The organism is Pantoea sp. AS-PWVM4 (assembly GCF_000468095.1).
Lineage (GTDB): Bacteria > Pseudomonadota > Gammaproteobacteria > Enterobacterales > Enterobacteriaceae > Pantoea > Pantoea phytobeneficialis.
In genome coordinates this window covers 57453-72167 of the sequence record NZ_ASZC01000022.1, presented here as the reverse complement: position 1 = coordinate 72167, position 14715 = coordinate 57453, and the positions used below count along the sequence as shown (strand labels likewise).

General features: G+C 55.4%; 12 protein-coding genes. 8 read left to right on the top strand and 4 right to left on the bottom strand.

The window, feature by feature from the left end:
• Positions 1–3 precede the first annotated feature (3 nt).
• The 5 genes from phoR (at position 4) to proY (ending at position 6792) form a co-directional block, all read left to right on the top strand.
• Positions 4–1317: a phosphate regulon sensor histidine kinase PhoR gene (gene phoR, locus L579_RS19485; protein ID WP_021185877.1), complete on the top strand. Its 1314-nt coding sequence runs from the start codon at positions 4–6 to the stop codon at positions 1315–1317.
• A gap of 124 nt (positions 1318–1441) precedes the next feature.
• On the top strand, positions 1442–2368 hold the full coding sequence (locus L579_RS19480) for a PstS family phosphate ABC transporter substrate-binding protein (RefSeq protein WP_021185876.1): 927 nt from the start codon (positions 1442–1444) through the stop codon (positions 2366–2368).
• 175 nt (positions 2369–2543) lie between these two features.
• Positions 2544–3650 (top strand): cobalamin-independent methionine synthase II family protein, encoded by a 1107-nt coding sequence (locus tag L579_RS19475; RefSeq protein WP_021185875.1) that lies wholly within the window; start codon positions 2544–2546, stop codon positions 3648–3650.
• 402 nt (positions 3651–4052) lie between these two features.
• Complete coding sequence (gene brnQ / locus L579_RS19470) at positions 4053–5372, top strand: branched-chain amino acid transport system II carrier protein (protein ID WP_036627602.1); 1320 nt, start codon at positions 4053–4055, stop codon at positions 5370–5372.
• A gap of 67 nt (positions 5373–5439) precedes the next feature.
• Positions 5440–6792, top strand: coding sequence for a proline-specific permease ProY (proY, locus tag L579_RS19465; protein WP_021185873.1), 1353 nt, complete (start codon positions 5440–5442; stop codon positions 6790–6792).
• A gap of 103 nt (positions 6793–6895) precedes the next feature.
• Here proY and L579_RS19460 read toward each other — a convergent pair whose 3' ends face one another.
• The 4 genes from L579_RS19460 to L579_RS19445 all read right to left on the bottom strand — a co-directional run bounded on the left by L579_RS19460 (position 6896) and on the right by L579_RS19445 (position 12014).
• Entirely contained in the window at positions 6896–8848 is a 1953-nt protein-coding gene (locus tag L579_RS19460; RefSeq protein WP_036627599.1) for an acyltransferase family protein, read from the bottom strand.
• 316 nt (positions 8849–9164) lie between these two features.
• Positions 9165–10442, bottom strand: coding sequence for a histidine-type phosphatase (locus tag L579_RS19455; protein ID WP_021185871.1), 1278 nt, complete (start codon positions 10440–10442; stop codon positions 9165–9167).
• Positions 10443–10457: 15 nt separating this feature from the next.
• Positions 10458–11267 (bottom strand): inositol monophosphatase family protein, encoded by an 810-nt coding sequence (locus L579_RS19450; protein WP_021185870.1) that lies wholly within the window; start codon positions 11265–11267, stop codon positions 10458–10460.
• Between the two features lie 165 nt (positions 11268–11432).
• Entirely contained in the window at positions 11433–12014 is a 582-nt protein-coding gene (locus tag L579_RS19445; RefSeq protein WP_021185869.1) for an acyl carrier protein phosphodiesterase, read from the bottom strand.
• Positions 12015–12116: 102 nt separating this feature from the next.
• On the opposite strand from L579_RS19445, the gene queA reads away from it, so the two are divergent.
• Genes queA through yajC form a run of 3 tightly spaced genes read left to right on the top strand, consistent with a single transcriptional unit; the run spans position 12117 to position 14699 of the window.
• Positions 12117–13187: a tRNA preQ1(34) S-adenosylmethionine ribosyltransferase-isomerase QueA gene (gene queA, locus L579_RS19440; protein ID WP_021185868.1), complete on the top strand. Its 1071-nt coding sequence runs from the start codon at positions 12117–12119 to the stop codon at positions 13185–13187.
• Positions 13188–13217: 30 nt separating this feature from the next.
• Positions 13218–14342 (top strand): tRNA guanosine(34) transglycosylase Tgt, encoded by a 1125-nt coding sequence (gene tgt, locus L579_RS19435; protein ID WP_013508102.1) that lies wholly within the window; start codon positions 13218–13220, stop codon positions 14340–14342.
• 24 nt (positions 14343–14366) lie between these two features.
• The gene (gene yajC, locus L579_RS19430; RefSeq protein WP_013508103.1) at positions 14367–14699 is read left to right on the top strand and encodes a preprotein translocase subunit YajC; all 333 of its coding nucleotides are present in this window, start codon (positions 14367–14369) and stop codon (positions 14697–14699) included.
• Positions 14700–14715: the final 16 nt, after the last annotated feature.

The window sequence follows — 14715 nt, the reverse complement described above, 5'->3', positions numbered from 1 at the left end:
ACCGTGCTGGAACGACTCTCCTGGAAGAGATTATTGACCGAACTGGTGCTGGTCTGTCTGCCGGCACTGATTTTAGGTCTGGTATTTGGCTATCTCCCCTGGCTGCTGCTGATCGCGGTGCTGGGTTTGCTGTTGTGGCATTTCTGGAACCTGATGCGACTCTCCCATTGGTTATGGGTTGATCGATCCATGACGCCGCCCGGTGGACGCGCCAGCTGGGAACCGCTGTTTTACGGGCTGTATCAAATGCAGTTGCGTAACCGTCGTCGTCGTCGCGAGCTGGGCAACCTGATCAAACGCTTTCGCAGCGGTGCGGAATCGCTGCCGGATGCGGTGGTGCTGACCACCGAAGAGGGTATCATTTTCTGGTGTAACGGCCTGGCGCAACAGCATCTCGGCCTGCGCTGGCCGGAAGACAATGGTCAGAACATCCTCAACCTGCTGCGCTATCCTGAATTTTCCCGCTATATCCGCCAGCGTGACTTTAATAAGCCGCTGACGTTGGTGCTGAATAATCAACATCATATGGAGTTTCGCGTGATGCCCTACAGCGAAGGGCAGTGGCTGATGGTGGCGCGTGATGTGACGCAAATGCATCAACTGGAGGGCGCGCGACGTAACTTCTTCGCCAACGTCAGCCATGAGTTGCGTACCCCGCTGACGGTGTTGCAAGGCTATCTGGAGATGATGAACGATTCGGTGATGAACGAACGTTCACGCAGCAAAGCGTTGCAAACCATGACGGAGCAAACGCGTCGTATGGATAGCCTGGTGAAGCAACTGCTGACGCTGTCGCGCATTGAAGCTGCTCCCGCCCTCGATATGAAAGAGACGGTAGATGTGCCAACCATGCTGTTGCTGCTCCAGCGCGAAGCGGAAACTTTGAGCCAGGGACGTCATGAGATCCATTTTCACACCGATCCGCATCTCAAAGTGCTGGGTAATGATGAACAGTTGCGCAGCGCCATCTCCAACCTGGTGTATAACGCGGTCAACCATACGCCGGAAGGGACGCGCATTGATATCAGCTGGCTACGTAATAAACAGGGTGCCGAGTTTAAGGTGTGCGATAACGGGCCAGGGATCAGCCCGGAACATCTGCCACGTTTGACCGAACGTTTCTACCGGGTGGATAAAGCGCGTTCGCGCGCTACCGGTGGCAGCGGCCTCGGGCTGGCGATTGTTAAGCATGCCCTCGGTCACCACAACGCCCGGCTGGAAATCACCAGCGTGCCGCATCAGGCAACGTGTTTCAGCTTTATCCTGCCGCCACGGTTGATCGTCGCCAGCCAGATACGGGAGAATGTGGCGCAATAAGCGTTCTGATTTCCCCGTAGCGGCGCAGTTTATCGCGCGCCGTTCAATTGGAACACCAAAAAACTGCGCGATAAATCGCTCAAAAGACTGCGCGATAAATCGCGCCGCTACGTGGAATCCCTGCATGAAATCGTTGCTGCTGTTCATTTTGCTGTCGTTCTCTGTGCTGGCGCAGGGGCAACAAACCATGCTGGCGGGCAATCTGAGCAGTGTCGGTTCTGATACCCTCGGTTATCTGATGACGTTGTGGGGCGAGGATTTCAGCCGTCAGTCACCGGGGGTGAATGTGCAGGTACAGGCGGCGGGTTCATCAACGGCACCCACTGCGCTGGCGGCGGGTGCTGCCCAGCTTGGCGCGATGAGCCGTCCGATGCAGGTGGATGAGCGCCAACTGTTTATCGCGCGCTATGGCTATCCTCCGCTGGCGGTGCCGGTGGCAATGGATGCGCTGGTGGTGGTGGTCAATCAGGACAATCCGCTGAAGCAAATTGCGCCACAGCAGCTTGATGCGCTGTTTTCAGTAACGCGTCTGTGCGGTGCGCAGCAGGTGCCGCAGCGCTGGGGGGATGTCGGTCTGACCGATCCACATTGGGCCACGCGTAGTATCCAACGCTACGGACGTAACTCCGCGTCCGGCACCTGGGGCTTCTTCAAGCAGCAGGTGCTGTGCAAGGGCGACTTCCGTGCTGATGTGGCGGAGTTTCCCGGATCGGCGGCGGTGGTGCAGGCGGTGGCAGCGACGCCCAACAGCATTGGTTACGCCAGCTTTGGCTTTCATCTCAGTGGGGTGAAGACGCTGCCGGTGGTCACCAATAGCGGTGAAAGCGTGATGCCGGATGCCGATTCTATCCGTAGCGGCCGCTATCCGTGGTCGCGCCCGCTCTATATCTACGTCAATAAAGCGCCCGGGAAACCGTTGCCGCCGTTGGTGTCGGCATTTCTGCATCAGGTGCTGTCACCCCAGGGGCAGCGTCGGGTCAGTGAGGCGGGATATCTGCCGTTGTCTGAGAGTCAGATGGCGCAGGCGCGTGCCGCCATTGAGGAAAATTGAAGAACGAACATCGCAACATGAATTTTCTTCATGTCACCTGAATTTTCTTCGTTTGCCCAAATCCGTCCAACATGTCACTCTCCTTAGCCATATAGCCATCCAGATGGCCAAAAATAACCAGGTGAAATTATTACCTGACGCAACCATGCGTTTACGGCTTTAGCCAGGAGTGATCATGCAACGAGTAACCGCCCCGTTCCGCGCCGATACCGTCGGCAGTTTTCTGCGTCCCGCCGCTATCAAACAGGCTCGCGAGCAGTTTGCTAAGGGTGAAATTGATGCCGCCGCGCTGCGTCAGGTCGAAGATGACGCTATCCGTCATGTGGTGGAGCAGCAGCGTGCCAACGGTCTGAAAGTGGTTACCGATGGTGAATTTCGCCGCGCCTGGTGGCACTTCGACTTCTTTGATGATCTGATTGGCGTCGAGCGTTACGAAGCGGAGCAGGGCATTCAATTTAATGGCGTGCAGACGAAAGCGCGTGGCGTGAAAGTGACCGGCAAAGTGGCGTTTAACCCGAACCACCCGATGCTGGAGCACTTCCGCTTCCTGCAAAGCATTGCCGGTGACGCAGTGCCGAAGATGACCATTCCCAGCCCAAGCGTGCTGCACTTCCGTGGCGGCCGTAAAATGATCGACGCCAACGTTTACCCTGATCTGCAAGCGTATTTCGCCGATCTGGCGCAAACTTACAAAGATGCCATTCAGGCGTTTTACGCGGCTGGCTGCCGTTATCTGCAACTGGACGATACCGTCTGGGCCTATCTGTGTTCCACCGATCAGCAACAACAGATCCGCGAACGTGGCGAAGATCCGCAAGAACTGGCGCGTATCTACGCTCAGGTGCTGAATACTGCGCTGGAAGGTAAACCGGCAGATCTGACCGTCGGCCTGCATGTGTGTCGTGGTAATTTCCGTTCCACCTGGATCTCCGAAGGCGGCTACGAGCCGGTGGCTGAGGTGTTGTTTGGCGGGGTAAATATCGATGCCTTCTTCCTCGAATATGACAACGAGCGCTCTGGTGGTTTCGAGCCACTGCGCTTTATCAAGCCGGGTCATCAGCAGGTGGTACTGGGCCTGATCACCACCAAAACCGGTGAGCTGGAAGACCCGGCCCAGGTGAAGGCACGTTTGCAGGAAGCGGCACAATTCGTCAGCCTGGATCAGATTTGCCTCAGCCCGCAGTGCGGCTTCGCCTCAACAGAAGAGGGCAATAGCCTGAGCGAAGATCAGCAGTGGCAGAAAATCCGCCTGGTGGTCGACATCGCAAATCAGGTGTGGTGATGCTGTAAACTTGTGCAAACAGGCGCGTAAATCGCGCCTTTTGTGCATCTTAAACCTCGGTTATGCGCGGATATCTCCCGCGTTGTGGAAAGTTTAAGCAAATCATCTGATGTGATTTCGAGCTTATCTATATTGATTCACTGCTTTTTATCTGTTTAGTGCTATATCCTTCTGGTTTTCCGATCCCGTATTGCCTTTCTCCGCTATAAACGTTTTACTACGCGCCGTTGTCGATTCTTCCCTCTGTGAACAGAAGAAAAGCAGTCTAAATCACCTGCGCTTTAACTATCTGACGAGCATAACGCACTGGCGTTGATGGATAAGTCGTTGTTTTGGCGCGGTCAGGGGGCAACACAAACTCAACTTTCACCGCAACATCAGCTACAGGCCGTACAGAAGTTTATGACTTATCGTTTAACCCCGAAGGATATCCTCGCGCTGGGCTTTATGACGTTTGCCCTGTTTGTTGGCGCAGGAAACATCATTTTCCCACCGATGGTGGGTATTCAGTCTGGCGAACACGTTTGGATTGCTGCCATTGGTTTCCTGATCACTGCCGTGGGCCTGCCGGTGATGACCGTTATCGCGCTGGCGCGCGTTGGCGGCGGTATCGATGCCCTCAGCTCACCGATTGGCAAAGCCGCCGGTTTGCTGCTGGCTACCGTCTGTTATCTGGCTGTTGGCCCGCTGTTTGCCACACCGCGTACCGCGACCGTGTCATTTGAAGTGGGTATCGCCCCGCTGACCGGTGACGGCGCGCTGCCGCTGTTTATCTACAGCCTGATTTACTTTTCGCTGGTGATCGTGATCTCCCTCTATCCGGGCAAACTGCTGGATACCGTGGGTCACTTCCTCGCACCGCTGAAAATTGTTGCCCTGACGGTGCTGGGTGTTGCCGCGCTGCTGTGGCCTGCGGGTGGCCTTTCCCCGGCGACGGCAGATTATCAGCGTGCGGCGTTCTCCAGCGGCTTTGTTAACGGCTATCTGACGATGGATACCTTGGGCGCGCTGGTGTTCGGTATCGTTATCGTTAACGCGGCGCGTTCACGCGGCGTGGAAGATTCCGGCCTGTTGACCCGCTACACCATGCTGGCCGGTATTATTGCCGGTGTGGGGTTGACGCTGGTGTATCTGTGCCTGTTCAAGCTGGGTTCAGACAGTGGCGCGATTGTTGATCAGAACGCCAACGGCGCGGCGATTCTGCACGCTTACGTGCAGCAGACCTTCGGTGGCATGGGCAGCTTCTTCCTTGCGGCACTGATCTTCGTGGCCTGTATGGTGACGGCGGTCGGCCTGACCTGCGCCTGTGCAGAATTTTTTGCGCAATACCTGCCGTTGTCGTATAAAGCGCTGGTCTTTATCCTCGGCCTGTTCTCAATGGTGGTGTCAAACCTGGGTCTGAGCCATCTGATTCAGATTTCCATTCCGGTGCTGACGGCGATTTATCCGCCCTGCATCGTGCTGGTGGTGCTGAGCTTCACCCTGAACTGGTGGAACAAGAGCAGCCGTATTATCGCCCCGGCGATGCTGGTGAGTCTGTTGTTCGGCATTGTCGATGCCATCAAAACCACCAGCTTTAAAGACGCGCTGCCGTTGTTCAGTCAGCACCTGCCTCTGGCCGATCAGGGACTCTCCTGGTTGCCGCCGTCGCTGGTGATGCTGCTGATTGCCGCGGTGGTGGATCGCGTAAAAGGACGCGAACAAGTCGCCGTTCACCAGTAAGCGACATTGCTGTTAATTTCGACCACGGGCCTGCCCGTGGTTTTTTCATTTGCAAGGTACTGTAGTTATGCAAGAAACCAATAAGCTCAAACGCGGACTGAGCACGCGCCACATTCGTTTTATGGCACTGGGTTCGGCGATTGGCACCGGGTTGTTTTATGGCTCGGCAGATGCCATCAAAATGGCCGGTCCCAGTGTGCTGCTGGCGTACATCATTGGCGGGGCGGTCGCCTATATCATCATGCGTGCGTTGGGGGAGATGTCGGTCAACAACCCCCAGGCCAGCTCCTTCTCGCGTTATGCGCAGGATTATCTTGGCCCACTGGCGGGGTATATCACCGGCTGGACTTACTGCTTTGAAATTCTGATCGTCGCCATTGCCGATGTCACCGCGTTTGGTATCTACATGGGGGTATGGTTCCCCGAGGTGCCGCACTGGATTTGGGTGCTGAGCGTGGTGTTGATTATTGGTGCCATCAACCTGATGAGCGTGAAGGTGTTTGGTGAGGTGGAGTTCTGGTTCTCCTTCTTTAAAGTCGCCACCATCATCATCATGATCATTGCCGGTTTCGGCATGATTTTCTGGGGCATCGGCAATGGCGGTCAGCCAACCGGTATCCATAACCTGTGGACCAACGGCGGGTTCTTTGCCCACGGCGTGGTCGGTATGCTGCTCTCCTTGCAGATGGTGATGTTTGCTTACGGCGGCATCGAGATTATCGGCATCACCGCCGGTGAAGCCAAAGACCCGAGCAAATCTATCCCGCGTGCGATTAATTCCGTGCCGTGGCGTATCCTGGTGTTCTATGTCGGTACGCTGTTTGTGATTATGTCGATCTATCCGTGGAACCAGGTGGGTACAGCGGGCAGCCCCTTTGTCCTGACTTTCCAGCATCTCGGTATTGCCGCAGCGGCCTCGATCCTCAACTTTGTGGTGCTGACGGCGTCCTTGTCGGCGATCAACAGCGACGTGTTCGGTGTGGGACGTATGCTGCACGGAATGGCGCAGCAGGGACATGCACCGAAGATGTTTATGAAGGTGTCTGAGCGCGGTATTCCGTGGGTTACGGTACTGGTGATGATGGTGGCGATGCTGGTCGCGGTTTACCTTAACTACCTGATGCCGGAAAAAGTGTTCCTGGTGATTGCCTCCCTCGCCACCTTTGCCACCGTGTGGGTGTGGATCATGATTTTGCTGTCGCAGATTGCCTTCCGCCGCAAAATTGGTAAGCAGGAAGCCGGGAAGCTGCAATTTGCTCTGCCGGGTGGCAGCACCACGGCATGGGTTGGGGTGCTATTCCTGGCCTTCATTATCGCGTTGATCGGTTACTTCCCGGATACGCGCGTGTCGTTGTATGTCGGATTTGCGTGGATTTTGCTGTTGCTGCTGGCCTGGCCACTGGTGAAGCGTAACAAGTAAAGATCGCAAACATTTGTAGCGGCGCGATTTATCGCGCTGTTGTTTTTTTGTCCCCTGAAGGCATTGCGCGATAAATTGCGCCGCTACAATAACTTGCGAATAATTACCAGCTCTTGCCTAACGCTATCTCGCCACCATAAGGGCTAAGGTGGTTGTTGTCGTAATACAGTGGCAGACCACCGTTGGCGAACATGCAACCGTGGTCATTACAAAGCTTGTCACGCAAAGACAGCACCCGTACCCCTGACGCCTGATAACTTTGCAAGAGTTCATCCACAGCGGCTTCCGGGTACTGGAACAGTTTGGTGCGCGCGGTGGGTAAGGGCGGCGTATCCCAGCGGCCCAGCCAGTCACTCAACTCGCGGCGGATCGGGATATTGCGATTGTTGCTGTAACGCAACGGATCGATATCCAGCGATGGAGCGTCTTCGATGATGGTGATTTTTTTCCCCGCCTTGCGCAGTTCAGCAATCACGTTATCCATGCCGAATTTCAGCGCTTCCAGATTGTCCTTCTCAGGGTTTGCCAGTTCACGGAAGCCTGCTCCGGGCAGGATACTCATGCCGGATGCCCAGAAGGCGCTGATCACCACTTCATCAATCTTGTCACTCAGCACCATCTTCAGTACCTCGCGATTAAAATCGACGCATTGTTGTGCGTGTGTCGGCACCTGGCTCACCACACGCGTTACGCCTACCAGAAACGGGCAGGAGGCTTTGGTGAGCTGGAATAAGGGCTTGTGCTGACGCAGGGCATACGCGGCCACCGTGGCGCGCAGCGCCGCAGCATGGCTGTCGCCGATTAACGCGATACCGGGTTGGTCAGTAACCGGGTGGCACTGCGCATCGGACGACGGGAAATTGGCACCATAATCCAGCAGGCAGGGATTGCGCTGCGCTGAAATCTTCCAGGATTCGCCGTTGACCACCAACTCGCTGACACGGTATTTCATCCCACCGGTTTGCCACACCACCAGCATGGCACCGGCAGCCACCAGCGACGAGGCGCAGTAAACCGGGATCACCAGGCGAGTGCCTCGTTGGGGATGACGGAAAGGTTGTTCGACAAAGCGCCATGACAGCCAGGCAATCAGTAAGGCAAGGGCGCTGATCATCAGACCCTGCCACGCGGTTAAGGGATGATCGCTAAAGATCCGCGCCAGACTGAGCAGTGGCCAGTGCCACAGGTACCAGGAGTAGGAGACGGTACCGATAAAACGCATCACGCGGTTTTCCAGCAGCAACTGGTTCAGTCGACCACGCGCGCCAATCATCAGACAGCCTGCCGCGACCGGCAATATCGCCAGCCAGCCGGGGAAGTCGTCATCGCGCGTCAGGACCGTGGCGCTGACAACGATCAACAGCCAGCCCAGCAGATTGCACAGGTTGGCGGCGCGTCCGTTGATGGGTTGTGGTTGCCACAACGCCAGCAGCACGCCAGCCCCCAATTCCCAGGCGCGGGTGGGGAGCAGGTAGAAGGCATGGGTGCTGTCAGTGGGTGTCAGCCACAGGCAGGCGGCCAGTGAGGCGATGCTGATGACTAAAATCACCCCAGCCATCGAGCGTTTGAAACGTGCCGCCAGCAGCAGGATAAAGGGGAGCACCACGTAGAACTGTTCTTCGATACCGAGCGACCAGGTCATCAGCAGCGGGTTTAAATCAGAATCGCTGCTGAAGTAGTCACCGCTTTTCATCAGCAGCATATTGGGCACGGAGATAAACACCGCCACGCTGTATTTTGCCAGCTGGCTGAATTCAAGTGGTGACAGCAGGATATAGCCGAGCAGCAGCAATATGGCCATCATAAAAAACAATGCAGGCGCGATACGACGAATACGCCGTAAATAGAATTGATAAAAGGAGAAGCGCCCAGCGGAGATTTCCCGACTGATAATGCCACCGATTAAAAAACCGGAAATAACAAAGAAAATATCAACACCGATAAAGCCACCCGGCAGAAAGCTGACACCGGAATGGAACAACACCACTGACAGAATGGCGACAGCGCGCAGGCCGTCAATATCCGCGCGATAACGGAAGCTGTCCGATTTGGTCATAATACCGCCCGTTGATTTTTTAATTACCTGACGCAGATGGCGCAAAAAAAATAAATCGGCGACTCCTTGTCGCCGAAAAACAAGGGTAAAAAATAATGAATCAAGGGATGATTGACGTTGACAGGTTAACCCGAGGTTAAGGGAATACGAACGCCTGACGGGAAATATAGAAAATCCTCAGAAGAGGCTAACAAATAGCTAACGAAATCTTAATGGTTGTATTTTGTTCAGATAAGCCACAGGCACAGCGGCTCGCTTTATCGCGCGCCCGTTAGTTGACCACCAATCCGTGAACACCGTGCGATAAATCGCGCCGCTACGGATAATTGACGGGAATAATGGCCTGCTTATCCAGCGCCTGGCGGAAGGAATCCAGGGTGGATTGATAAGGACATAAGGTACCGACTTCCGTCACTCTACAGTTTTTCTCATGCCACTCCTGACGCAGTAACGGATGACGATCATCCACCGGCGTTAAATGTCGCAGGTCATCGAGGCTTTGTGCCTGGAAATAGATACGCACGAAACGTTGCCCGCTTTGTGTGTCGCGCCAGCGTTCAAACACCAGGCTGCTGCCGGGCGGGACATTGCCGCGTGAGTATCCCGGGAGCTGCCAACTGAAGTTCATCAGGGTGCGCACCCGTGCGATATTGGTATCGTGCGCCACCAGCAGTAACCAGCGGGTATCCGGTGAGCTATTGCCATCGCGGTTGATGCCTTGTTCCAGCCCTTTTATCACCGCATCCAGCAAGATCGAGCCACGGCGTTGCGCCATGTAAGGGATATCGTTGCTGAGGTCATAGCTGGCGGTCAGAATCGGCAACAAGGCGCTGATCTGAGCGGAAGAGGTGATATTGCCCCAGGCCAGTTGGTTTAACGGCAGGTTTTCGCTCCAGCCGAGGCGCAGCGTTTCGACCATGCTGGCCAGCACGCTCAGCCCTTGTACCCAGGTATGGCCAGATTGGGTTTCTTTTAATTGCCACGGACGGGTGAATGCCGTGCAGTCGCTACCGGGGGCGCATACTGCCTGCCTGAGTTGTTGGATGGCGGGCTGGAGTTGCTGTTGCAGCGCGGCTAAATCACCGGCTTTGGCGACCAGTGCGGCGCGTTCTTTGGTCGGGTCAAGCTGGGCAAATGGCTCCTTTTCGCTCTGGAACAGCGGATCGATATCGCTATCCACATGATGAATTGCCACGCCACAGGCAGGAAAGGCACCATCCACCAACGCTTCAGCGGTGGCGCGCGTGCGTTGCAACGGACTGGCGCGCACGTAAATATCCGCACCAGTCGGGCATCCACGGGTGAGCAGGCCCAGTTGACGGTAATGCTCACCTTCCCAACGACCTTTGTTAACCACCGCGGCGTAGCCGTGACCAGTCAGCTCACCATCGTGGGTGGTCCATTGCGTCCAGGGGCGTTGTGTGGCGGCTTCGATCTCTTTACGGTTACCTGGGGTCGGTGGCCGCACGCCGTGTCGGCTGATTTCGACTACCTTTTCCAGTTGATAGTGTTCCGCCGCCTGGCTATTGCCGAGCAACAACCACAGAAAACTTGCCAGCAGCAGGCGTACTGACAGAGAGCATCGAACGGACATCCGCGCATCCTTTTATTACAAGGGGAAAGAGGCAGGCAGCATCGCTTTTAATTGTGGATAAAGCGTTGCATTGGCGAGCAGCACCGGATTACCGTTCTTCAGCCCGTCATTGTGCAGATAATCATTGGTGACGCCACCCGCTTCACGCATCAGCACGATGCCGGGCAGGCCATCCCACGGATTCATATGCGCTTCGTAATAGCCAATCAAACGCCCGGCGGCTGCCCAGGCGCTCATCAATGCGCCCGAACCGGTGCGTATGAACATGCCACCCTGATGCAGCAGTGCGGAGATAAAGCTGGTGAGCGGTTCAGCGGGCTGGCTGTTAGAACTGCTGATGCCCAGTACGCCCTGATTAAGCTGTTGGGCGCTGTGGGCCTGAATCCGTTTGTCGTTAACCCAGGCACCTTTGCCACGGCAGGCGTGGAACAGCTCGTGATGATTGGGATCGCACACCACGCCAATTACCGCCTCATCTTCACACACGATAGCCAGCGATACGCACCAGTTATGCAGACCGTTAATGAAGCTGCTGGTGCCGTCAATCGGATCAACCACCCAGACAAAACGGGCACCCTGGGTGTCGCCGCCACTCTCCTCACCCAACACCGCATCATCCGGAAAACGCTCGGTGATCATGTATTTAATCAGTTGTTCGACATTACGATCAGCTTCGCTGACCACATCCTGTGGGTCCTTCTTGTGCTCGACCACCAGTTGCTGACGTTGCTGATACCAGGAGAAAGCGCGGCTGGCAGCGGCGGTGGCGACATCACGAGCAAAGTGGTAACGCGCGTCAAGTTCAGTAAGTGATGCTGATGACATCTTTCCCTCTTATGATTTATACCCTTCGTGTTTCAAGCCCCATTCAGGGGATAGGGAAGGGTGACAGGCGAAATGACTGTGTGATCCAGGTAACGAAAGATAAGAAAGGCTTCATTAAGCCGCAGATGTTTGCGGCTGGCAAGAGGGGAGAGGATTCAGAATATGTTACAGCTGCTGCGTACGTGCCAGTTCCATCAGTCGCGGATAAAGCTGGAAGAATTGTTGCTCCAGTGCGGCATAATTTTCGACGAAATCCTGATACGAATCGCGTAACGCGGCGAGACGTGGACGACGCATCGCCATGCCATTCAGCACACGCGCCAGACGAGTGGGTTCAGCGTAATGTTCCAGCCAGCGCTCGCGCCACATTATCGCGTTCAGCTCGACAAAGCCTTCCGGTGTACCTGACAACTGCGGCGTAATTTCCCGTTCTGCTGCGGCGGAAAAAGCGGCCAGTGACTGGATGGGATGGAACTGATCCCAGTGCCGTGCAAGGAAATGGTCCCAGATGACATCCAGGGTGATCGGTGCCACGCGGCGGGTTTCGGCGCGGAACCATTGCCGCGCTTCGCGTACTTCCGGCAGGCTATCGGTCAGGCTATCGAGACGTCGATGCAGCATAATGCCGTCGGCAATCGGAGTTGACCATTGCTGATGGGGATTACCGCGTACAAAGTCGGCCATTAAGTTGCCAAGCAGTGAGCTGTCAGCCAACTGGGCCAGATGGAGGTGAGCGAGAAAGTTCATGCCGCATTATAGGCAGAATCAACGAGGCACAGCCAGTTGTTCAGAATTGGTCGCTTTTCCGCTAAACTATGCCGCCTGTTTTTAGTCCTGAAGAAGTTGAGCATGCGTGTAGCGGATTTTTCTTTTGAATTGCCGGAATCTTTGATCGCCCATTACCCCCAGGCGCAGCGAAGCGGTTGCCGTCTGTTGTCGCTGGATGGCCCAAGCGGTGCGCTGAGTCACGGCGTGTTTACCGATGTGCTGGAGAAGCTCAATCCGGGCGACCTGCTGGTATTCAATAATACCCGCGTTATCCCGGCGCGCGTTTATGGTCGTAAAGCCAGCGGCGGTAAAATCGAGATGCTGGTGGAGCGCATGCTGGACGACAAACGTGTGCTGGCGCATGTTCGGGCGTCAAAAGCACCGAAGCCGGGTGCAGAATTGCTGCTGGGCGATGACGAAAGTGTCAAAGCGACGATGGTGGCGCGTCACGATACGTTGTTTGAAATTGCGTTCGAAGATGACCGTGCGGTGCTGGATATTCTTAACAGCGTCGGCCATATGCCATTGCCGCCGTACATCGACCGCCCGGATGAAGAAGCTGACCGTGAGTTGTACCAGACGGTGTACAGCGCCCGCCCCGGCGCGGTTGCTGCGCCGACGGCCGGTTTGCACTTCGACGATCCGCTGTTGCAGGCGTTAAAGGCGAAAGGCATCGAGATGGCCTTTGTCACGCTGCACGTAGGGGCCGGGACCTTCCAGCCGGTGCGTGTGGAGAGTATTGAAGATCACACCATGCACTCCGAGTACGCCGAAGTGCCGCAAGAGGTGGTGGATGCGGTGCTGGCCTGTAAAGCACGCGGCAATAAAGTGGTGGCGGTAGGGACGACCTCGGTACGCTCGCTGGAGAGCGCCGCGCAGGCAAGTAAAGACGCGCTGATTGCACCGTTCTTCGATGATACCCAGATTTTTATCTATCCCGGCTATCAGTATCAGGTTATCGATGCGTTGATCACCAATTTCCACCTGCCGGAATCGACCCTGATTATGCTGGTGTCGGCGTTTGCCGGTTATCAGCACACTATGGCGGCCTATCAGGCGGCGGTGGCTGAGCAGTACCGTTTCTTTAGCTACGGGGATGCCATGTTCATTACCCGTAATGTGAATGCACCTGACGAGAGCGTCGGGTCTTAAACGTCAGACTGTTTCTCTGATGAGGTCAATGTGAAATTTGAGTTAGACACAACTGACGGGCGCGCACGCCGTGGCCGTCTGATTTTTGATCGCGGCGTGGTGGAAACCCCGGCATTTATGCCTGTGGGCACCTACGGCACCGTCAAAGGCATGACGCCGGAAGAAGTGCAGGATACCGGTGCACAAATCATCCTCGGCAACACTTTCCATCTGTGGCTGCGTCCGGGCCAGGAGATCATGAAGTTGCATGGCGATCTGCATGATTTCATGCAGTGGAAAGGACCAATCCTGACCGATTCGGGAGGTTTCCAGGTGTTTAGCCTCGGTGATATCCGTAAGATCACCGAATCGGGTGTGCATTTCCGTAACCCGATCAATGGCGATCCGATTTTCCTCGATCCGGAAAAATCGATGGAAATTCAGTTCGATCTTGGCTCCGACATCGTGATGATTTTCGACGAATGTACGCCTTATCCGGCGGACTGGGACTACGCGAAGCGTTCAATGGAAATGTCGTTGCGCTGGGCGAAACGTAGCCGTGACCGTTTTGATTCACTCGGTAACAAAAATGCGCTGTTTGGCATCATTCAGGGCAGTGTTTACGAAGATTTACGTGATGTCTCCGTGAAAGGTCTGGTAGAGATTGGCTTTGATGGGTACGCTGTGGGCGGCCTGGCGGTGGGTGAACCGAAAGAGGACATGCACCGCATCCTGGAGCACGTCTGTCCGCAAATTCCGCACGACAAACCGCGTTATTTGATGGGCGTTGGCAAGCCGGAAGATCTGGTGGAAGGCGTCCGTCGCGGTATCGATATGTTTGACTGCGTTATGCCGACGCGCAACGCGCGTAACGGTCACCTGTTTGTCACCGATGGTGTGGTGAAAATCCGTAATGCGAAGCATAAAGATGACACCTCGCCACTGGATGCAGAGTGTGATTGTTACACCTGTCGCAATTACAGTCGTGCCTACTTGCATCATCTCGACCGCTGTAACGAAATACTGGGCGCGCGTCTCAATACCATCCACAATCTGCGCTATTACCAGCGTCTGATGGCGGGTTTACGCCAGGCCATCGAAGAGGGTAAATTAGAGCACTTTGTTAGCGAGTTCTACCAACGGACGGGCAAAGCGGTTCCGCCGTTAAACGTCTGATAATTCATCAATGAGGGAAATTTAATGAGCTTTTTCATTTCTGACGCTGTGGCTGCAGCAGGCGCACCGTCGCAGGGAAGTCCTTATTCTCTGGTGATCATGCTGGTGGTCTTTGGTCTGATCTTTTACTTCATGATTCTGCGTCCGCAGCAGAAGCGTTCCAAAGAGCACAAGAAGTTGATGGATTCCATCTCCAAAGGAGATGAAGTGCTGACCAATGGTGGTCTGGTAGGTCGCGTGACTAAAGTTGCTGAAACCGGCTACATCGCTATCGCCCTGAACGACACCACTGAAGTAGTGATTAAACGTGATTTCGTGGCTGCCGTTCTGCCGAAAGGCACCATGAAGGCGCTGTAATTTTTTCTTCCCGAAG

Coding starts and splice junctions, on each gene's coding strand:
- proY (WP_021185873.1), top strand. CDS start 5,440: ATGCAAGAAACCAATAAGCTCAAACGCGGACTGAGCACGCGCCACATT.
- L579_RS19480 (WP_021185876.1), top strand. CDS start 1,442: ATGAAATCGTTGCTGCTGTTCATTTTGCTGTCGTTCTCTGTGCTGGCG.
- L579_RS19455 (WP_021185871.1), bottom strand. CDS start 10,442: ATGTCCGTTCGATGCTCTCTGTCAGTACGCCTGCTGCTGGCAAGTTTT.
- L579_RS19460 (WP_036627599.1), bottom strand. CDS start 8,848: ATGACCAAATCGGACAGCTTCCGTTATCGCGCGGATATTGACGGCCTG.
- L579_RS19450 (WP_021185870.1), bottom strand. CDS start 11,267: ATGTCATCAGCATCACTTACTGAACTTGACGCGCGTTACCACTTTGCT.
- yajC (WP_013508103.1), top strand. CDS start 14,367: ATGAGCTTTTTCATTTCTGACGCTGTGGCTGCAGCAGGCGCACCGTCG.
- queA (WP_021185868.1), top strand. CDS start 12,117: ATGCGTGTAGCGGATTTTTCTTTTGAATTGCCGGAATCTTTGATCGCC.
- L579_RS19445 (WP_021185869.1), bottom strand. CDS start 12,014: ATGAACTTTCTCGCTCACCTCCATCTGGCCCAGTTGGCTGACAGCTCA.
- brnQ (WP_036627602.1), top strand. CDS start 4,053: ATGACTTATCGTTTAACCCCGAAGGATATCCTCGCGCTGGGCTTTATG.
- L579_RS19475 (WP_021185875.1), top strand. CDS start 2,544: ATGCAACGAGTAACCGCCCCGTTCCGCGCCGATACCGTCGGCAGTTTT.